The following is a 19,085-nucleotide window of genomic DNA, read 5'->3' as shown; positions in this document are numbered from 1 at the left end:
GGGTCAAGCGACGGCGACGACGTCAAGAATCCGCTGCACCACGCGATCCTGATCGATGCCGGCGGCTTCCGCTTCGAACGACAGAATGATGCGATGGCGCAACACATCGAACAGCACCGCCTGAATGTCTTCCGGGCTGACGAAGTCACGCCCGGCCAGCCAGGCGTGGGCACGGGCGCAGCGATCCAGGGCAATCGAACCCCGTGGACTGGCACCGTAGGCGATCCACTCGGCCATCTCCGGGTCGAACTTGGCCGGGTTGCGCGTGGCCATGACCAGTTGCACCAGGTATTCCTCCACGGCGTCGGCCATGTACAAACCAAGAATCTCCTTGCGTGCGGCGAAAATCGCCTGCTGGCTGACCCGGCGTTCGGGCTTGGTCTCGCCATTCAGTGCTTCGCCACGGGCCTGCTGGAGTATGCGGCGTTCGACGGCGGCGTCGGGGAAACCGATCTTCACGTGCATCAGGAAACGGTCGAGCTGCGCTTCCGGCAGCGGATAGGTGCCTTCCTGCTCGATCGGGTTCTGCGTGGCCATCACCAGAAACAGCGGCGACAGCTCATACGTGCTGCGGCCGACACTGACCTGACGCTCGGCCATCGCTTCGAGCAGCGCCGATTGCACCTTGGCCGGCGCACGGTTGATTTCGTCCGCCAGCACAAGGTTGTGGAAAATCGGCCCTTGCTGGAACACGAAACTGCCGGTTTCCGGGCGATAGATCTCGGTGCCGGTAATGTCGGCGGGCAGCAGATCCGGGGTGAACTGAATGCGATGGAACTGGGCTTCGATGCCCTCGGCGAGTTCTTTGATCGCTTTGGTCTTGGCCAGACCGGGAGCGCCTTCGACCAGCATGTGGCCGTCGGCGAGCAGGGCAATGAGCAAACGCTCGATGAGTTTTTCCTGGCCGAGAATCTGCGTTGAAAGAAAGGTTCGCAGCGCCAGCAGCGCTTCACGATGTTCCATCGGTGACTGTTCCTGGAAAGGGGTGGCCCGAGCGTTCGGATAACGCCGGGGCTGGGGGCGTTACTTTAATCCATCGCGGGGGGTGGCGACTAACGGCATTTTGCGCAAAGTGCAAAAGATCGCGGCTTCGGGCAGCTTCTGGATTGGAGGGCGATCCCCTGTGGGAGCTGCCGAAGGCTCGGGCCGCGATCGGAAGATCTTTTGATCTTCTGGCAGCAGGAAATTTCGCGGGCGGCAGTTCTGGCCCTATCGCGAGCAGGCTCACTCCTACATGGGATTGTCGTACACCGTACTGTAGGAGTGAGCCTGCTCGCGATGAGGCCCGCCCAGCCACCCTCAAAGTTCGCTGATAAAGGTCCCGGTGCCATCCAGAATATTCTTCAGGGTCTCGACAACCTCATCCATGTCCACCATATCCGGGTTGAAGCTGATCTCCAGCACATCATCGCCATTCAGCGCATCGGCATCCGCTGCGGCGATTTCGATCTTCAGCAGAGTTTTGGTCAGGGTGACTTTAACGCCATCGAGCGTCGACGGCTCGCCATCCAGGGTGATCTCCAGCTCATCCTCATCCGGATAGCGGCTCATCAAGAACATCTCGCCCTTGTCGCTGTGGCAGCAGAGCATGGCCATGTTGTCTTCTTCGTCGTCGCACGGGTTGACGATCAGTAGGGCGGTGGTCATTTGCATGGGAAATTCCTGTCTCGACGGACGTGTGGGGCGCAATTGGCCGCGATTCTGCCAGCCCGCGGGAATTTCTGCATGTGAGAGTGTCAGAAGATGTGTCGTGAGCTCGACGCGCATCAAGGGTCGTACCTGGCACGGATGTCCCGTAAAAACGGGTATTCACGCCGCCGTTTTCCGCCATGCCTGCTAGTGTTTATCGGTGCCCGGGCTTCGGTTTACGTGCCAATGACCGAATATGTCGCAGCACCGCAAGCAGACACATTGTCGCACCCTTTAAGCTGCGCAACGGATGAGCACCCGTAAAGGCATTGTTGCAGGTCCGCACAGTCGCTTTTGCAGATGCTCATTCAATGGAAGGTGAATGTGACCTGAGTGTCCCGTCCAGCTTCACCCACCTGTCACCCTGTTTCCTCTGCCCGAGAATCAGGAACAGGGCGACACAAGCCCCGCAAGGGGTGTTGCACGCGACGCTTTCCATCAATAACAAGCTTAAGCGGAGTACCACAGATGGCGTTCTTCACCGCAGCCAGCAAAGCCGACTTCCAGCACCAACTGCAAGCGGCACTGGCGCAGCACATCAGTGAACAGGCACTGCCACAAGTGGCGCTGTTCGCTGAACAATTCTTCGGCATCATTTCCCTGGACGAGCTGACCCAACGTCGCCTCTCCGACCTCGCTGGCTGTACTCTCTCTGCGTGGCGCCTGCTTGAGCGCTTCGATCACGCGCAACCGCAAGTGCGCGTCTACAACCCTGATTACGAACGCCACGGCTGGCAGTCGACCCACACCGCGGTCGAAGTCCTGCACCACGACCTGCCATTTCTGGTCGACTCGGTCCGCACCGAGCTGAACCGTCGCGGCTACAGCATTCATACCCTGCAGACCACCGTGCTCAGCGTACGCCGTGGCAGCAAGGGCGAGCTGCTGGAAATCCTGCCAAAAGGCAGCACCGGCGAAGGCGTGCTGCACGAATCGTTGATGTACCTGGAAATCGACCGCTGCGCCAACGCGGCCGAACTGAACGTGCTGAGCAAAGAGCTGGAACAGGTTCTCGGTGAAGTCCGCGTCGCGGTCGCCGATTTCGAGCCGATGAAGGCCAAGGTGCAGGACATCCTCACCCGTCTCGACAACAGCGCCTTTGCCGTCGATGCCGACGAGAAGAACGAAGTCAAAAGTTTCCTGGAATGGCTGGTGGGCAACCACTTCACCTTCCTCGGCTACGAAGAGTTCGTGGTCACCGATCAGGCCGACGGCGGCCACATCGAGTACGACCAGAGCTCCTTCCTCGGCCTGACCAAATTGCTGCGCACCGGCCTGACCTACGAAGACCTGCGCATCGAAGACTACGCCGTGGCCTACCTGCGCGAGCCGACCCTGCTGTCGTTCGCCAAGGCCGCGCACCCGAGCCGTGTGCACCGTCCGGCTTATCCGGACTACGTGTCGATCCGTGAAATCGACGCCGACGGCAAAGTCATCAAGGAACACCGTTTCATGGGCCTGTACACCTCTTCGGTGTATGGCGAGAGCGTGCGGGTCATCCCGTTCATCCGCCGCAAGGTCGAAGAGATCGAGCGCCGCTCCGGCTTCCAGTCCAAGGCTCACCTGGGCAAGGAACTGGCACAGGTCCTCGAAGTGCTGCCGCGTGATGACCTGTTCCAGACCCCGGTCGATGAACTGTTCACCACGGTCATGTCGATCGTGCAGATCCAGGAGCGCAACAAGATTCGCGTGTTCCTGCGCAAAGACCCGTACGGGCGTTTCTGCTACTGCCTGGCCTACGTGCCGCGCGACATCTATTCCACCGAAGTTCGCCAGAAAATCCAGCAAGTGCTGATGGAGCGCCTGAAGGCCTCCGATTGCGAATTCTGGACGTTCTTCTCCGAGTCGGTACTGGCCCGCGTGCAGTTGATCTTGCGTGTCGATCCGAAAAACCGTCTCGACATCGATCCGCTGCTGCTGGAAAAGGAAGTGGTCCAGGCCTGCCGCAGCTGGCAGGACGACTACGCCGCACTGACCATCGAAAGCTTCGGCGAAGCCCACGGCACCAACGTGCTGGCCGACTTCCCGAAAGGCTTCCCGGCCGGCTATCGCGAGCGTTTCGCGGCGCATTCGGCCGTGGTCGACATGCAGCACCTGCTGAGCCTCAACGAAAAAAATCCGTTGGTGATGAGCTTCTATCAGCCGCTGGGCCAGGTTTCCGGCCAGCGCGAGCTGCATTGCAAGCTGTATCACGCCGACACGCCGCTGGCGCTGTCCGACGTCCTGCCGATTCTGGAAAACCTCGGCCTGCGCGTGCTGGGTGAATTCCCGTATCGCCTGCGTCACACCAATGGCCGCGAGTTCTGGATCCACGATTTCGCCTTCACTGCCGCTGAAGGCCTGGACCTCGACATCCAGCAACTCAACGACACCCTGCAGGACGCCTTCGTCCACATCGTCCGTGGCGATGCCGAGAACGATGCGTTCAACCGTCTGGTGCTGACCGCCGGCTTGCCATGGCGCGACGTTGCGCTGCTGCGTGCCTACGCCCGTTACCTGAAGCAGATTCGTCTGGGCTTCGATCTGGGTTACATCGCCAGCACCCTGAACAACCACACCGACATCGCTCGCGAACTGACCCGGTTGTTCAAGACCCGTTTCTATCTGGCGCGCAAGCTCGGCAGCGATGATCTGGAAGACAAGCAACTGCGTCTGGAACAAGCGATTCTGACTGCACTGGACGATGTTCAGGTGCTCAATGAAGACCGCATCCTGCGGCGTTATCTGGACCTGATCAAAGCCACCCTGCGTACCAACTTCTATCAGACTGACGCTAACGGCCAGAACAAGTCGTACTTCAGCTTCAAGTTCAACCCGCATGCAATCCCTGAGCTGCCGAAGCCAGTGCCGAAGTTTGAAATCTTCGTCTACTCGCCACGCGTCGAAGGCGTGCATCTGCGCTTCGGCAACGTTGCCCGTGGTGGCCTGCGCTGGTCCGACCGTGAAGAAGACTTCCGTACCGAAGTCCTCGGCCTGGTAAAAGCCCAGCAAGTGAAGAACTCGGTCATCGTACCGGTGGGTGCGAAGGGCGGCTTCCTGCCGCGTCGCCTGCCACTGGGCGGCAGCCGTGACGAGATCGCGGCCGAGGGCATCGCCTGCTACCGCATCTTCATCTCGGGTCTGTTGGACATCACCGACAACCTGAAGGACGGCGCGCTGGTGCCGCCAGTCAATGTCGTGCGTCACGACGACGATGACCCGTACCTGGTGGTCGCCGCGGACAAGGGCACTGCAACCTTCTCCGACATCGCCAACGGCATCGCCATCGACTACGGCTTCTGGCTGGGTGACGCGTTTGCGTCTGGTGGTTCGGCCGGTTACGACCACAAGAAAATGGGCATCACCGCCAAGGGCGCGTGGGTCGGCGTACAGCGCCACTTCCGCGAGCGCGGCATCAATGTTCAGGAAGACAGCATCACCGTGGTGGGCGTCGGCGACATGGCCGGTGACGTGTTCGGTAACGGCCTGTTGATGTCCGACAAGCTGCAACTGGTGGCTGCGTTCAACCACATGCACATCTTCATCGATCCGAATCCGGACCCGGCGACCAGCTTCGTCGAGCGTCAGCGTCTGTTCGACCTGCCGCGTTCGGCCTGGACCGACTACGACACCAGCATCATGTCCGAAGGTGGCGGTATCTTCTCGCGCAGCGCGAAGAGCATCGCGATCTCGCCGCAGATGAAAGAACGCTTCGACATCCAGGCCGACAAGCTGACCCCGACCGAACTGCTCAATGCCTTGCTCAAGGCACCGGTGGATCTGTTGTGGAACGGCGGTATCGGTACTTACGTCAAGGCCAGCACCGAAAGCCATGCCGACGTGGGCGACAAGGCCAACGATGCACTGCGCGTCAACGGCAACGAACTGCGCTGCAAAGTCGTGGGCGAGGGCGGTAACCTCGGCATGACCCAGCTGGGCCGTGTTGAATTCGGTCTGAATGGTGGCGGTTCCAACACCGACTTCATCGACAACGCCGGTGGCGTGGACTGCTCCGACCACGAAGTGAACATCAAGATCCTGCTGAACGAAGTGGTTCAGGCCGGCGACATGACCGACAAGCAACGCAACCAGTTGCTGGCGAGCATGACCGACGAAGTCGGCAATCTGGTGCTTGGCAACAACTACAAGCAGACTCAGGCCCTGTCCCTGGCGGCGCGTCGTGCTTACGCGCGCATTGCCGAGTACAAGCGTCTGATGAGCGATCTGGAAGGCCGTGGCAAGCTGGACCGCGCCATCGAGTTCTTGCCGACCGAAGAGCAACTGACCGAGCGCGTCGCTGAGGGCCACGGCCTGACCCGTCCTGAACTGTCGGTGCTGATCTCCTACAGCAAAATCGACCTGAAAGAGCAGCTGTTGGGCTCGCGGGTGCCGGACGACGATTACCTGACCCGCGACATGGAAACGGCGTTCCCGCCGACCCTGGTCAGCAAGTTCTCCGAAGCCATGCGTCGCCACCGTCTGAAGCGCGAGATCGTCAGCACCCAGATCGCCAACGATCTGGTCAACCACATGGGCATCACCTTCGTTCAGCGACTCAAAGAGTCGACCGGCATGAGCCCGGCGAACGTGGCTGGCGCTTATGTGATCGTGCGCGACATCTTCCACCTCCCGCACTGGTTCCGTCAGATCGAAGCGCTGGACTATCAGGTGTCCGCTGACGTGCAGCTGGAGCTGATGGACGAGCTGATGCGTCTGGGTCGCCGTGCCACGCGCTGGTTCCTGCGTGCCCGTCGCAACGAGCAGAACGCTGCCCGTGACGTCGCGCACTTCGGTCCGCACCTGAAAGAACTGGGTCTGAAGCTCGACGAACTGCTCAGCGGTGAAATCCGTGAAAACTGGCAGGCGCGTTATCAGGCTTATGTCGCAGCCGGTGTACCGGAGTTGCTGGCGCGTATGGTTGCGGGCACCTCGCACCTGTACACGCTGCTGCCGATCATCGAAGCCGCAGACGTCACCGGGCAGAACCCGGCCGAAGTGGCCAAGGCCTACTTCGCCGTCGGCAGTGCACTGGACATCACCTGGTACCTGCAACAGATCAGCGCATTGCCGGTTGAAAACAACTGGCAAGCCCTGGCCCGTGAAGCGTTCCGCGATGACGTCGACTGGCAACAGCGCGCCATCACCATCTCCGTCCTGCAACAGGGCGACGGCACCCAGGACGTGGAAGCACGCCTGGCGCTGTGGATGGCCCAGCACGACAGCATGATCTCGCGCTGGCGCGCCATGCTGGTGGAAATCCGTGCGGCGAGCGGCACGGACTACGCCATGTACGCGGTGGCCAACCGTGAGCTGCTGGATCTGGCACTGAGCGGGCAAGCGGTTGTGCCTGCGGTGACTGCGACTGCCGAGCTTGAATTGGCATAAGTAGTGGCTGAATGAAAAAGCCCCGGTATCGTGAGATGCCGGGGCTTTTTTATACGTTTTTTCTTGGCTATTTGTGATAACGCAATACTGCGGCAACTCTGGAACCATTTTGTGACACGGCTCCACCAGCGAGTATGCGACCGTCCTTTTGCAGTATCACAAGCCTGGCATTACCGCCGCTGGGGAAAAATCTGATGCCGTTTTCGCCAAAATCTGCATCAAGACTTCCATCAGATCTGTAACGTCCCAGCATGCCGGTGCCTGCAGCGAAGCGTGAACCTGCCAATACGATTTTTCCGTCATCCTGGAGAGCTCCTGCAATCCACTCGTCCGAAAAACCCGCAGGAGTGAGCACCGGCTTGCCGAGGTTGAATGTTGTATCGAGATGGCCATCCTTGTTCAGTCTGGTCAAGAAACCTCGAGTGGGTGGTAGATCAGAGCCCATGGAAGGCGCTGTAGTTCTTCCGATTGCCCATATCTGATGGCCCTGCACTTGTTGCAAATTCCATATTTCCGAGCCTGCATCAGACGGTTCTTCGAGTAGCGCATATCCGTCTTTTGCAAATGTGCGATCGAGTTGTCCATTCAAGTCATACCCCACCAGCAATCCGTAACTAAGACGTTGGGTCATTACGAAGGTACCGACGATAAGCCGCTCACTCTCGATGACGTTCACTGAGCTGGGATATAGATCGTAGTCCTTGTAGGAAACTTTGACATACCCGCTGCCGTTGAATGTCAGGTCCAGTTCTCCTTTTTCGGTAAGTCGTACGAGGTAAGTGATATAGCCGAAGTACTTCCAGAAAATCAGGATTTTTCCGTCGCTCAACACCGTCGCACCATTGGATAGGGAGCTCGCTTCAGCACTTTGCGAGCGCTCTCTCATAAAAACGTCGGAGGGAGGTGGGATCGCCACTTTGCCTTTGTCGGCAAATGTCTCATCCAGACTGCCATCTGGAGTAAATCGTGCTACACAAATTCTGTCACCCCAACCGCGTAGATCACCGGTGATCAATATTCGACCCTGTTGATCTATGTTGACTGTCAATGCCTGTGATTTGTGATCATCAAGAAAGGTGTCAATGACGTAACCGGCGCCGCCAAAGTTGGTATCCAATTTGCCATCGGCGGTGATGCGAGCCACATAAAACTTGTCATCATGAGTCCTACCCGCTGCATAGGTATTGTCATTCGTGTCCGTCGTCATCCCAAAAAGGTAGTCAACGTCGCGGAAGTAAGCGGCGCCGTCATCGCCGAAAGTTAAATCAAGGTCTCCTGCTTTGTACTCTTCAGTCTTCATTTTTTGCTCCGTAAATTGACGCTCCTGCAGGCATCAGCATATTTCGCGGAGCGGTCATGTATTAGGGGGCGGGTGAGCAGGGCTGTCTACTGTAAAATCTGACAGTAGACAGGGCTTGGATTATATGATTGTTGCGCCGCAAGTTCAGGGCGAATAGAGCTTGTAAGTCCCAGTGTCGCGGAATGGCGGGGCTTTTTCATGTATGAGGTTTTTGTGTTGGGTTGTCTGGTTTCATCGTAAGTCTCACTCCCACAGTTGGAATGCGTTCCCTTGTAGGAGTGAGCCTGCTCGCGATGGCGCCCTTTGTTTCAATGCATCGTCGCGCTTAGCTATAAGGTTGTGTCGACGTCGGGTAATCGACATTGCGTTCGAGAATATCCAAAGTGAACGTCACGGACTCCCCTGGTGCTTCGCCATAAAGATAGATATTCGGATCCGTCCGCAGTTTGCGTTTAATGAAGGCGTCGTTTCGTGCTTTCAGTCGAATATCTGCGCGGTTGCCTGTGAATTGGTCGAGCGTGACGTAGCGGCCCTTACTATCAACAAGGTTGTACGAAGTGGTGTCGCCTCCGGCTGGAAAATAGGCGCCGAGGAGGCCGTCACGGCCCTTGCTGATGAAGTAACCAAAATGCTGGGCGCTGCGTATTTGAATGTTGTAATAGTCGCCGTAGCAGCGGAAGTAAGCCACGATACCCTGCGTATCGTCATTGCCGCCATCATAGGGGACCATGCTTTCTGCTATTTCCGAATAGGCGTGAGCGGTTGTGAGAATATGGTCCGAATGCTTCGGAAACTGGATGGGATGCTGATCGACAAAAATAGCCGGGGCATTGCCGGCGCTTATTCGAGCGATAAAGGATTTCTCTGTATTTGTGCTCATGAACTTCTCTTTGTATAAAAATCGAATTCGAATTTAGTTAAACTGAACGAGCGTTGGCTCGCGTTCAAACAGTAATTGGCGATGCTTGTGGTGTCCAAGAGAAGTGCGTGAGTGAATGTGTATGTGTTAAAGATTTTTCGTGTGGTTTTGTCGATGCTTAATGATTTGCCATTTATAACTCGGCTGAAAGTGCTTGCTGATTGGCTTGAATAAAAAAGGCGTAAACGGCAGGTTTACGCCTTTTTATTTATCGCCGGGAGCAACAGCCATCAATGTTCCAACGGGATCAACACTTGCTCCTCTGGCGCCAATACCATGAACACCAGCAACTTGGCAGGCTTGCTCTGGCTGGCATTTTTCGACACTAAATGTTCGGAGCCGGCGGGTTCGTACCAGAACTGACCCTTTTTGTAAGTGATCGCCTGTTCACCCTTGACCTGAGAAATCACCTCACCTTCGAGCACATAGGCCATGGCGGTGCCTTCGTGTTTGTGAGCAATCGAGGATTGGCCGGGTTGGTAGTCGACTTCGATCATCATGGCTTTTTTGCCGGGGGCGTTTTTCAGCAGTTGTTCTTGCAGCACGGTGACTTTCTCCGAGGGATCGTGGGCCAGGGCGGCGGTCGAAAGGCTAAAGGCGAGGGCGGCGGCGAGCAGGGGCAGGGCTTTCATGGCGGGTTACCTGTGAGGTCGGGTGTTGCTGATCACAGTAGTCCGCGGGGCGGGGCATTCAAACGGCCAATGTTCGCGAAGATGGGGGGGCCAATTGGCGGTGTCAGAGGAATTTGCGGCGCGGCGCAAGACGCCTTCGCGAGCAAGCTCGCTCCCACAGGGTTCGGGGTTGCTCAGCTATCTTGGGAGCAACGAATAACCTTGTGGGAGCGAGCTTGCTCGCGAACGGGCCGGTTCAGACGATCGGGAAGCTGTTGAAGTCCACGCTATTGGCCAGTCGACTATCAATCAAATCGATAAACCCCTGCGCCTCGGGCCGGTTGAAATGCGCTTGCATCGCCGCTTCGGACTGCCAGCGGGCGCTGACCATCCAGCGGTGGCTATCCTCGGGGCAGCGGTCGACCAGGTAAGAGTCGCAGCCTGGGGTTTCGCGCAGGGTGTCGACGATTTTCTGCAGTTGCTTGCCCAGTTCGTCCGAACGGCCGGCGGCGGCCTGCACCTGGACGGTGTTGATCACTTCGTTGGACATTGCTCACACTCCTGAATCAGGCCGGACGAATCCTGCTCATTGAGGGATAACGCCTGTGCAGAATAGGCCCGCGCGGGTGAATCACCAATAACCAATCGGCAGTTAAAGCCTTATACCAACGGCTCATGACAGCTGTTCGAGGATGTCATGCAGGCGGTCCAGGGCGATGTCGATATCCAGCGTCTCGATGGCGCCAAAGCCGAAGTACAACGCGCTTTGCACCGGTTGCTGGTAATAGAAACTGTCGATGGCGTACAGCCCGACCTCGACCTTTTTTGCCAGCTCGATCACCAGCGCCAAGTCGATCGGCTTCTTGCGCAGCGCCGCCATGTGGAATCCGGCGCTGGGCGGCACCGCTTCGAGCCACGGCGAGAGGTCGCTGGCCATACGCGCGAGAATCCGCTCGCGACGTTGGGCGTAAATCGTGTGGCAGCGGCGGATATGCTTGAGCAGGCAGCCCTCGGCGATGAATTTGGCCAGCGCCCATTGCGGCAGAGTGGACGCATGCAGGTCGGTGAGCTGTTTGGCGCGGACCACCGCTTCGAGGATCGCCGGCGGCAGGATCGCATAACCCAAACGCAGCTCGGGCAGCAGGGTTTTCGAGAAGGTGCCGACGTAGGCAACGATGCCGCGCGGGTCCAGGCTGTACAGCGAATCCGTCGGGCGGCCTTCATAGCGAAATTCGCTGTCGTAGTCGTCCTCGATAATGATCGCACCCAGCTCATGGGCCCGGGCCAGCAAGGCCTCACGCCGCGCCGGACTCATCGGCATGCCCAGTGGGAACTGATGCGACGGCGTGACATAGATCAGCCGTGTGTCATCGGGAATCATCTCGACCTGAATGCCTTCGGCGTCCACCGGGATGCCGACCACTTCGGCACCGTGGCTGGCGAACAACAAACGTGCCGGCGGGTAGCCGGGGTCTTCGATCGCCACCCGGCTGCCGGGGCTGATCAGTACGCGGGCGAGCAGGTCCAGCGCCTGTTGCGCGCCGTTGCACACCACAATGTCTTCATCCTGGCAGGTCACCCCACGGGAATAGGCGATGTGCCGGGCAATCGCGTTGCGCAGCGCCGGCAAACCTTCGGGCACGCTGTAGAAGCCTTTGGACGTCGCCATCTGGCGCATCGCATGGGCAACACAGCGCCGCCAGTCATCGTGGGGAAACTGGCCCTTGCTGGTGGCGCCACCGATAAAGTCGTAGCGCAGCGAACCTTCCAGCGTCGGATGCCGCAGAAAAACCGGCAGGTTGCGCCAGCGCTCGATCAGTTCGGCGCTGGCCAGCTCGCTGTGGCTTTGTTTGCGCTGAACCTGCGCCGGGCGGGCATTGACGTAAGTGCCTTTGCCGACCACGCCGGTGAGGAAGTTCTCGTAAGTCAGTTGCGCGTAGGTGTCGGAAATGGTCTTGCGTGAAATGCCTAGCTGCTCGGCGAGCAAACGGCTGGGCGGCAGTTGCGTCCCCGCCGCCAGACGCCCGGATTCGATGGCGCCGCGCAGCTGTTGGTACAACTGACCGGCGAGGTCCTTGCGGCCGTTGATCACGACGTGAAGTTCCATACCGGCGCGGCTCCTGGGGCGATTGAAGTGTCGGGCAGATTAGCGCTGTTGTGCATTGAGCAGAAGTTGCGTGGAGTAAAAACCGCAAATTGGCGCAAAACCCTTGTAGGAGTGAGCCTGCTCGCGATAGCGGTGGATCAGCCACATCAATGTTGAATGACACACCGCTATCGCGAGCAGGCTCACTCCTACAGGTGAACGCATTCCAATTGTGGGAGTGAGCCTGCTCGCGATAGGGCGATTCGCCTCACCGCGATATGGGGATCAAACCCCGGCTTTCGGCGAAGCCAGCGAATCATTGCCGGTGACGGTTGCCGTTTCGGTGGCCACCTCGGCATTGGTTTTCAGCTTGTTCAGCTCTTCCCCGGCCCGCTCGATTTTCGCTCGCACGTTATTCATGTCCTGACGGCTTTTCTCCAGCAGACTCTTCGCCGAACAATGGCCGGTAATGCCACGGGCCACCGCCATGCCGCCGAGCGCCACCTGAATCAGGCCGAACACGCCGCCGCGGCGCAGGCCCTTGCCGAGCATGATCACGCCGCCGGTCAACGAACCAATGCGTTCCCAACCGTGGACGTTCTGCTGCGATGGCGTCTGAAACGGGGTGGTGTCGATGCGTTCAACGCGTTTGAGCTCGCTCATGATCTATCTCCAGGCAGTGTGCGATTGATAGATAAGCTGACTGCCGGGGCGCTCAGCTCGTTCCATCGGATGTGCGGCGTTTCAGCGGAATTTTGGCCCGGAGCGGGTGTTCAAGCCCTTGGCCATGCGGTCGTAGAGCACGACGTTGACCGTGGCGGCGAGGTTCATGCAGCCGGTGGTCGGGATGTACACGACGTCTTCGCACCAGTCGCGAATCTCTTTATCCAGCGATCCGTCTTCAGGGCCGAAGATATACAAGGCGCGGTCGGGGTGGGTGTATTCCGGTAGCGGGCGGGCGCCTTCGACCAGTTCCACGGCCACGGGCACGCAGTTGAGCGGAAGAATCTTCTTCAAGTCGTCGATGCCGATCAACGGGATGTCGTAGTGCACGCGTTTGGTGTCGGTGACGAAGTCGGCGGCGCGTTCATAACGCTTGCCGGTGTAGAACACCGACGCCACGCCGTAGCAGCCTGCGGCGCGCATCACCGAACCGACGTTCTCCGGTGATTTGGGGTTATACAAACCAATGCAGCTGTACCGTTTGTCTGCCACGAGCGGGGTGCCTTCCGGAAAAAGAGGGCGATTATACGGGGATTGGGGGAGGGCGGGCAGATTCGAGATTTGTGGTGTTCAGGAGATCGTTATCGCGAGCAGGCTCACTCCTACTTTTGGAATGCGTTCCCCTGTAGGCCTTCGCCTGCTCGCGATGAGGCCCTTACGGCCAACAAAGATCTTCAGTCTTCTTTTTTCATCAGGCCAGCAAGGGCCGCAAACGGGTTATGCGTCGCCTTGGCAATCTTCGGCGTGCTCAGCGAGCCCTCGCCGAAATACTGCTGGTCGGTATAACGCGAATGTTCGTTGTCGTGGCAGTACAGGCACAACAGCTCCCAGTTCGAACCGTCCTGCGGGTTGTTGTCGTGGTTGTGGTCGCGGTGGTGGACGGTCAGTTCGCTCAGGCGCTTGCCGGAAAATTCACGGGCGCAGCGGCCGCACACATGCGGGTACATTTTCAGGGCCTTGTCGCGGTAGCCCATTTCCTTGTCGCGCTGGTTGTCGGCAAGGATGCGATCCAGTTTCGACGTGTTGGTGGGGGTGGACGAACTCATGGGTTCACCTTTGTAAAAAAGACGGATGACGGTTATGCGCAGAGTTTAGCTCAGCCCTTGAGCTTCTCGGCAATCCAGATCGTGTGCCGCGTGCCCTTGTTGCCGTGGGCGAAGACCTGGACTTCTTCGGCCTTGAAACCGGCCTTCTTCAATTTGTCGGAAAACTGCCGGTCGGCGCTGGCCGACCACACGGCGAGCACGCCTTTGGGGCGCAGTGCCTTGGCACAGGCATTCAGGCCCGCAGCGGAATACAACCAACTGTTGGCTTTCTGGGTCAGGCCTTCGGGGCCGTTATCGACGTCGAGCATGATCGCGTCGAAACCATTTGGCTCGCTTTGCAGCACGTTGGCTACGTCTTCCTGACGGATCACCGTGCGCGGATCAAGCAGCGGACGACCGGACTTCTCGCCAAGCGGGCCGCGATTCCACTCGACCACGCCGGGCACCAGTTCGGCGACCACCACTTCGGCGGTCTTGCCCAAGTGCTTAAGCGCCGAGGCGAGGGTGAAGCCCATGCCCAGCCCGCCGATCAGCACGCGCGAATTCGGCCGCCCGGCGACCTTGCGGCACGGAATCTCGGCCAGTGCGTCTTCCGAACCGTGCATGCGCGTATTCATCAGTTGCCCGCCGTCGCCGCCCTGGATCTTGATGACGAAATCCTCGCCATATTCGAACAGGCACAGGGCACCGCCGCTTTCAGGGATCGGCGTGGTGTCGAGCAGAACGAAACGTTTCATGGAAATCTCTACAAGGGGGGAAGGCAAGCAGGCGCGTTGGGAGTAGCCTGAACACAGACTAAGGCCAAACGGAGCCCTTGATGAAGCGCACCATTCTAACGGTCATTACCCTGGCCGCGCTCGCGATTACTGCAGTGCAGGCCCAGCAAAGCATTCCGGTCAGCCCGACGCCGCAGCCCGGCTCGCCCGGCACCGCGACGCCCACCCCGTATCCACAGATCACCCCGATTACCCTGCCCAAGTCGGGCGCCGGCAGTGGCAGTCCGCCGCTGGTGCCGATCGAAATGCCCAGCCCGCCGAGCAAGGATCAGCCGGTGCCGGGCCTCGAGCCGAACGGCGGCAAGGCTAAATCCCCCGGCGGCTAAACCTGCTGCGCGGCCAATTGACCGTCGGCCATGCGCAGGCGCCTGGACAGCGAGACGGCAAGGGCGCGGATGATCTTGGCGGCAATCTTCGGCGCGTCGTTGAGCATTTTTTCCAGCGAGTCCTTGCCCAGGTTCAGTAACTGACAGTTGCTCGCGGCGATGCAGGTGGCCGAACGGCGTTCGCCATCGAGCACGGCCATCTCACCGAAGGCGCGGCCACTGCGCAGCGTGGCCATGGTGATGACCTGACCGTCGGCGCCGGTTTTCTGCACGGCGACCTGGCCGGTGTGGAGGATGCACATGAAACTGCCGGCATCGCCCTCACGGAAAATCGCCTCGCCTTCAGCCACCGTGCTGATGCTGAAATAGCCGGACGCCGCCGCGAAGTCGGCCAGCTGCAATTGATCGAACAGGCCACAGTCCATCAGCCAGTCGCGGATTTCGTTGTTCAGTAGGGTCGGTTCTGACATGTCGATGCGGTCTTTTGGATTTCACATTTTTAGGCGTTACACAGTCCCTTGTAGGCGTGAACCTGCTCGCGATACGGTGTGTCATTCAAAATCACTTTGGCTGACACACCGCTATCGCGAGCAGGCTCACTCCTACATTGGATCTTCGGTGGCTTGGGTCTGGTGTTAAGACCCAAGCCACCGACAGAGTTCCTCAGGCAATCCCCAAAACCTTGAACACAAACGCATATTCGAGCGCTACGTCACGTAATCCCTGATAGCGCCCGCTCATCCCGCCATGCCCGGCACCCAGCTCAGTCTTGAGCAACAGCAGGTTGTCGTCGGTCTTGGTAGCGCGCAATTTCGCCACCCATTTGGCCGCTTCCCAATACTGCACGCGGCTGTCGTTGTAGCCGGCGATCACCAGCATCGGCGGATAATCCTGCGCGGTGACGTTTTCGTACGGCGCATAAGCCTTGATCCGATCATAGACCTCCGGTTCTTCCGGGTTGCCCCATTCGTCGTATTCGGTCACGGTCAGTGGCAGTTCGGGGTCGAGCATGGTGTTGAGCACATCGACGAACGGCACTTCGGCAATCGCCACGCCGAACAGGTCCGGACGCTGATTGAGTACCGCGCCAATCAGCAAACCCCCGGCGCTGCCGCCGCTGATCGCCAGTTGTTCCGCTGTGGTGATGCCGTTGAGAATCAGAAATTCGGCGCAGGCGATGAAGTCGCTGAAGGTGTTGTGTTTGTGTTCCTGCTTGCCGGCGCGATACCAGGCTTCGCCCAGCTCACCGCCGCCCCGCACGTGGGCAATGGCGAACGCCATGCCGCGATCCAGCAAGCTCAGGCGCGCGTGGGAGAACCATGGATCGAGGCTCGAACCGTACGCGCCGTAACCGTACAGGTACAGCGGCACCGCTTGACCGACCATTTCGCGTTTCATGACCAGGCTGATCGGCACCTGGGTGCCGTCCGGGGCGCTCGCCCACAGGCGCTGGCTGACGTAGGCATCGGCGTCGAACGGGCCGAGAACCGGAGTTTCCTTGAGCACGGCTTGCTCGCCAGTGGCGAGGATCAACTGACGCACCTGGGCCGGACGATTCAACGCTTCGTAGCGCAGGCGAATGCGATCGCTCTCGAATTCCAGGCTGTTCTGCACATAAAGGCTGTAGGCCGCGTCCGGCAATTGCACGCGATACGGCGCCAGCCCCTGCGGGTGAACCTCGATGATCGGCAGGCCACCTTCGCGCAGACTGAGGGTCATGGCCCGGGTGTTGAGGCTGACGCCATCGAGCATCACCTCGTCGCTGTGCGCAATCAGGTTCTGCCAGTCGGCCTCGCTCGGCGGCACGCCGGTATCCGGCGCCTGATACAAGGCGAAGTTGATACCGTCGCGGTTGGTGCGGATAAACCAGGTCCACTCGCCGTCGAGCAGGCCGTGGTCGACATCGTATTCGTGATCCTCAACCCGTGGCGCCAGGCACGTGAACGGCAGGTGCGGCTGATTGGCGTCCAGCACCCAGACTTCGCTGGTGGTCTTGCTGCCCAGCGTCAGCAGCAATTGCTGCTCGGAGCTGGCGCGATAGCAATGCAGGAAAAAGCGCCCGTCCGCTTCGTGGAAGACTTCTTCGGCGGCGGTGCCATCGAGGCGGTAGCGGAACAACTTGTGCGGGCGGTGGGTGTCGTCAAGCACGCCGAAAAACAGGGTCAGGCTGTCGTTGGCCCAAGTCATGCTGCCGTCGCAGTCTGTGAATTCCAGCTCGCTGACCTTGTCGCTGGCCAGTTCCTTGACGAACAGCGTGTAGACCTCATCGCCCGAGGCATCGACGCTGTAGGCCAGACGCTGGTGATCGGGGCTGATGCTGAACGCGCCCAGCGAAAAGAAGCCACCGTTGGCCAGCTCATTCGGGTCGAGCAGCAGTTGCTCGCGGCTTTCGTCCAGCGTCAGGCTGTCGTCCGCCGGACGCGGGCAGCGGTAATGCCGAGCGTATTCGTCACCGGCCGTGGTGCGCGTGTAATAGAGATACGGCCCCCACGGCGAGGGCAGGGACAGGTCGGTTTCAAGAATCCGCCCCTTGATCTCTTCGAACAGGCGCTCGCGCAACTCGGCCTGATCGGCGGTCTGCGCCTCTTGATACGCGTTTTCGGCCTTGAGGTAATCAAGCACCGCGTCGGTGTCGCGTTCCTGCAGCCAGGCATACGGGTCGACGCCGGCGGCCCGGTGGGCAATCGGGGCAGTGATGACATTGGCGGATTGGGGCATGGAAGGCTCTCGGACAAATATACAAATGAGGTTTTTCGCAGCACTTGAGACTGCCGCAAACCCTGTAGGCCTTCGCCTGCTCGCGATAGCGGTGGGGCATTCAAATCAATTCTGACTGATACACCGCTATCGCGAGCAGGCTCACTCCTACAAGGGATGTGTCTATTGGGACAAGCCGCATGGGCGAAAAGTCGTTACTATAAGCGTCTCTTTGCCTGCCTTGCCATGGACACCATGACCGAGAACGACTATCTGATCGCCTGGGGCCTCTACGCCTTTGCCGCTGTGGGCTGCCTGTTGGTGGGAATGCGCCTGACCACCTGGATGTGGCGCTGGCTGCGTGAACCGCTGCGGGTACTGATGGCAGTCTTGCTGTTCAGCCCGACCATCGTCGACCCGGTGAAGGCCAAGGTCGCGCCGTCGGTCGCCATCACCGCGCTGGACCTCGCCTTCAAGGTCGGCAATAACGCCTGGCGGGCGGTTTCCGATTTGTTCATGTACGGCATGATCGCTTTCGGTCTGTATCTGATCTTCGTGCTGATCCGCTTCCCGCTCGAACGCGCGTCGAAAGCCCGCCGCGAACAGGCCGAGGCGGCCAGGGCGGCGGCCCGCGCCGATGAGCGTGACGACGACCAGCCGTTCGGCGCGGCCGGTGATGACCGTTACGGTCGCCCACCGGTACCGAGCAATCCGCAGCGCATGCGGGTCGAGCCGCGTCTGTAATCCGAGAGTCCGCACATGTGTGAATTACTGGGCATGAGTGCCAACGTGCCGACCGACATTGTGTTCAGCTTCACCGGCCTGATGCAGCGCGGCGGTCGCACCGGGCCGCACCGCGACGGTTGGGGCATCGCCTTCTACGAGGGCCGTGGCCTGCGCCTGTTCCAGGATCCGGCGGCGAGCAGCGAGTCCGAAGTCGCCAATCTGGTGCAGCGCTATCCGATCAAGAGTGAAGTGGTCATCGGCCACATCCGCCAGGCCAACGTCGGCAAGGTCTGCCTGTCCAATACCCATCCGTTCGTGCGCGAGCTGTGGGGGCGCAACTGGTGCTTTGCGCACAACGGCCAACTCGCCGATTTCACCCCGATCAAGAGTTTCTACCGCCCGGTCGGCGATACCGACAGCGAGGCGGCCTTCTGCGATTTGCTCAACCGTGTGCGTGCAGCCTTTCCGGAACCCGTCGATATCGAAGCGCTGTTGCCCGATCTGGTCGCTGCCTGCGCCGAGTATCGCAGCAAGGGCGTGTTCAACTGCCTGCTCAGCGACGGTGACTGGCTGTTCTGTTATTGCTCGACCAAACTGGCACAGATCACCCGGCGCGCACCGTTCGGCCCGGCGCGGTTGAAGGATGTCGATGTGATCGTCGATTTCCAGGCGGAAACCACGCCCAACGACGTGGTCACCGTTATCGCCACCGAGCCTTTGACCGAAAACGAAACCTGGACCCGCTACGAACCGGGCCAATGGAGCCTGTGGCGACGCGGTGAATGCGTAAGCCACGGCAAGACCGAATAAGGATTGCACCTC

17 protein-coding genes are annotated in these 19,085 nt (G+C 59.6%); 4 read left to right on the top strand and 13 right to left on the bottom strand.

Annotation, left to right across the window (positions count from 1 at the left end):
* Positions 1 to 3: 3 nt before the first annotated feature.
* Both HU765_RS11250 and HU765_RS11245 read right to left on the bottom strand, forming a co-directional pair.
* On the bottom strand, positions 4 to 963 hold the full coding sequence (locus tag HU765_RS11250) for a MoxR family ATPase (protein ID WP_007913915.1): 960 nt from the start codon (positions 961 to 963) through the stop codon (positions 4 to 6).
* A 336-nt stretch (positions 964 to 1,299) separates the two neighbouring features.
* Positions 1,300 to 1,653, bottom strand: coding sequence for a hypothetical protein (locus HU765_RS11245; RefSeq protein ID WP_186620442.1), 354 nt, complete (start codon positions 1,651 to 1,653; stop codon positions 1,300 to 1,302).
* 504 nt (positions 1,654 to 2,157) lie between these two features.
* Here HU765_RS11245 and HU765_RS11240 point away from each other — a divergent pair.
* Positions 2,158 to 7,053 (top strand): NAD-glutamate dehydrogenase, encoded by a 4,896-nt coding sequence (locus HU765_RS11240; RefSeq protein WP_186620440.1) that lies wholly within the window; start codon positions 2,158 to 2,160, stop codon positions 7,051 to 7,053.
* Between the two features lie 67 nt (positions 7,054 to 7,120).
* Here the strand turns inward: HU765_RS11240 and HU765_RS11235 are convergent, their stop codons facing one another.
* The 9 genes from HU765_RS11235 to HU765_RS11195 form a co-directional block, all read right to left on the bottom strand.
* Positions 7,121 to 8,353, bottom strand: a complete 1,233-nt coding sequence (locus tag HU765_RS11235; RefSeq protein ID WP_186620438.1) for a hypothetical protein — start codon at positions 8,351 to 8,353, stop codon at positions 7,121 to 7,123.
* Between the two features lie 325 nt (positions 8,354 to 8,678).
* Positions 8,679 to 9,233 (bottom strand): hypothetical protein, encoded by a 555-nt coding sequence (locus tag HU765_RS11230; protein WP_186620437.1) that lies wholly within the window; start codon positions 9,231 to 9,233, stop codon positions 8,679 to 8,681.
* 269 nt (positions 9,234 to 9,502) lie between these two features.
* Positions 9,503 to 9,904, bottom strand: a complete 402-nt coding sequence (locus HU765_RS11225) for a cupin domain-containing protein (protein WP_186620436.1) — start codon at positions 9,902 to 9,904, stop codon at positions 9,503 to 9,505.
* 235 nt (positions 9,905 to 10,139) lie between these two features.
* Entirely contained in the window at positions 10,140 to 10,433 is a 294-nt protein-coding gene (locus tag HU765_RS11220) for a putative quinol monooxygenase (protein ID WP_186551684.1), read from the bottom strand.
* A gap of 123 nt (positions 10,434 to 10,556) precedes the next feature.
* Positions 10,557 to 11,990, bottom strand: a complete 1,434-nt coding sequence (locus tag HU765_RS11215; protein WP_186620434.1) for a PLP-dependent aminotransferase family protein — start codon at positions 11,988 to 11,990, stop codon at positions 10,557 to 10,559.
* 264 nt (positions 11,991 to 12,254) lie between these two features.
* The gene (locus tag HU765_RS11210) at positions 12,255 to 12,632 is read right to left on the bottom strand and encodes a DUF2892 domain-containing protein (RefSeq protein ID WP_186620432.1); all 378 of its coding nucleotides are present in this window, start codon (positions 12,630 to 12,632) and stop codon (positions 12,255 to 12,257) included.
* Positions 12,633 to 12,713: 81 nt separating this feature from the next.
* Complete coding sequence (locus HU765_RS11205; protein ID WP_007911337.1) at positions 12,714 to 13,184, bottom strand: RNA methyltransferase; 471 nt, start codon at positions 13,182 to 13,184, stop codon at positions 12,714 to 12,716.
* 182 nt (positions 13,185 to 13,366) lie between these two features.
* On the bottom strand, positions 13,367 to 13,738 hold the full coding sequence (locus HU765_RS11200) for a YajD family HNH nuclease (RefSeq protein ID WP_007944009.1): 372 nt from the start codon (positions 13,736 to 13,738) through the stop codon (positions 13,367 to 13,369).
* Between the two features lie 50 nt (positions 13,739 to 13,788).
* A complete protein-coding gene (locus HU765_RS11195) occupies positions 13,789 to 14,475 on the bottom strand; it encodes a hypothetical protein (RefSeq protein ID WP_186620430.1) in 687 nt (228 codons plus the stop codon).
* 80 nt (positions 14,476 to 14,555) lie between these two features.
* Here HU765_RS11195 and HU765_RS11190 point away from each other — a divergent pair, with 80 nt between their 5' ends.
* Positions 14,556 to 14,840 (top strand): hypothetical protein, encoded by a 285-nt coding sequence (locus tag HU765_RS11190; protein ID WP_186548824.1) that lies wholly within the window; start codon positions 14,556 to 14,558, stop codon positions 14,838 to 14,840.
* Here HU765_RS11190 and HU765_RS11185 read toward each other — a convergent pair.
* Positions 14,837 to 15,310 (bottom strand): cyclic nucleotide-binding domain-containing protein, encoded by a 474-nt coding sequence (locus tag HU765_RS11185; RefSeq protein ID WP_186620428.1) that lies wholly within the window; start codon positions 15,308 to 15,310, stop codon positions 14,837 to 14,839. The two genes, HU765_RS11190 and HU765_RS11185, sit on opposite strands and share 4 nt — an antisense overlap.
* A gap of 193 nt (positions 15,311 to 15,503) precedes the next feature.
* On the bottom strand, positions 15,504 to 17,558 hold the full coding sequence (locus tag HU765_RS11180) for a S9 family peptidase (RefSeq protein WP_186620426.1): 2,055 nt from the start codon (positions 17,556 to 17,558) through the stop codon (positions 15,504 to 15,506).
* 225 nt (positions 17,559 to 17,783) lie between these two features.
* Here HU765_RS11180 and HU765_RS11175 point away from each other — a divergent pair, with 225 nt between their 5' ends.
* A complete protein-coding gene (locus HU765_RS11175) occupies positions 17,784 to 18,281 on the top strand; it encodes an MFS transporter (RefSeq protein WP_186548817.1) in 498 nt (165 codons plus the stop codon).
* Positions 18,282 to 18,296: 15 nt separating this feature from the next.
* Positions 18,297 to 19,073, top strand: a complete 777-nt coding sequence (locus tag HU765_RS11170) for a class II glutamine amidotransferase (RefSeq protein WP_186620424.1) — start codon at positions 18,297 to 18,299, stop codon at positions 19,071 to 19,073.
* Positions 19,074 to 19,085: the final 12 nt, after the last annotated feature.

Source organism: Pseudomonas sp. SWRI81, assembly GCF_014268545.1.
GTDB classification, from domain to species: Bacteria; Pseudomonadota; Gammaproteobacteria; order Pseudomonadales; family Pseudomonadaceae; genus Aquipseudomonas; species Aquipseudomonas hamedanensis.
The sequence above is the reverse complement of the archived record's forward strand: the minus strand, read 5'-3'. Positions and strand labels throughout refer to the sequence as shown.

Coding starts and splice junctions, on each gene's coding strand:
- HU765_RS11250 (WP_007913915.1), bottom strand. CDS start 963: ATGGAACATCGTGAAGCGCTGCTGGCGCTGCGAACCTTTCTTTCAACG.
- HU765_RS11245 (WP_186620442.1), bottom strand. CDS start 1,653: ATGCAAATGACCACCGCCCTACTGATCGTCAACCCGTGCGACGACGAA.
- HU765_RS11240 (WP_186620440.1), top strand. CDS start 2,158: ATGGCGTTCTTCACCGCAGCCAGCAAAGCCGACTTCCAGCACCAACTG.
- HU765_RS11235 (WP_186620438.1), bottom strand. CDS start 8,353: ATGAAGACTGAAGAGTACAAAGCAGGAGACCTTGATTTAACTTTCGGC.
- HU765_RS11230 (WP_186620437.1), bottom strand. CDS start 9,233: ATGAGCACAAATACAGAGAAATCCTTTATCGCTCGAATAAGCGCCGGC.
- HU765_RS11225 (WP_186620436.1), bottom strand. CDS start 9,904: ATGAAAGCCCTGCCCCTGCTCGCCGCCGCCCTCGCCTTTAGCCTTTCG.
- HU765_RS11220 (WP_186551684.1), bottom strand. CDS start 10,433: ATGTCCAACGAAGTGATCAACACCGTCCAGGTGCAGGCCGCCGCCGGC.
- HU765_RS11215 (WP_186620434.1), bottom strand. CDS start 11,990: ATGGAACTTCACGTCGTGATCAACGGCCGCAAGGACCTCGCCGGTCAG.
- HU765_RS11210 (WP_186620432.1), bottom strand. CDS start 12,632: ATGAGCGAGCTCAAACGCGTTGAACGCATCGACACCACCCCGTTTCAG.
- HU765_RS11200 (WP_007944009.1), bottom strand. CDS start 13,738: ATGAGTTCGTCCACCCCCACCAACACGTCGAAACTGGATCGCATCCTT.
- HU765_RS11195 (WP_186620430.1), bottom strand. CDS start 14,475: ATGAAACGTTTCGTTCTGCTCGACACCACGCCGATCCCTGAAAGCGGC.
- HU765_RS11190 (WP_186548824.1), top strand. CDS start 14,556: ATGAAGCGCACCATTCTAACGGTCATTACCCTGGCCGCGCTCGCGATT.
- HU765_RS11185 (WP_186620428.1), bottom strand. CDS start 15,310: ATGTCAGAACCGACCCTACTGAACAACGAAATCCGCGACTGGCTGATG.
- HU765_RS11180 (WP_186620426.1), bottom strand. CDS start 17,558: ATGCCCCAATCCGCCAATGTCATCACTGCCCCGATTGCCCACCGGGCC.
- HU765_RS11175 (WP_186548817.1), top strand. CDS start 17,784: ATGGACACCATGACCGAGAACGACTATCTGATCGCCTGGGGCCTCTAC.
- HU765_RS11170 (WP_186620424.1), top strand. CDS start 18,297: ATGTGTGAATTACTGGGCATGAGTGCCAACGTGCCGACCGACATTGTG.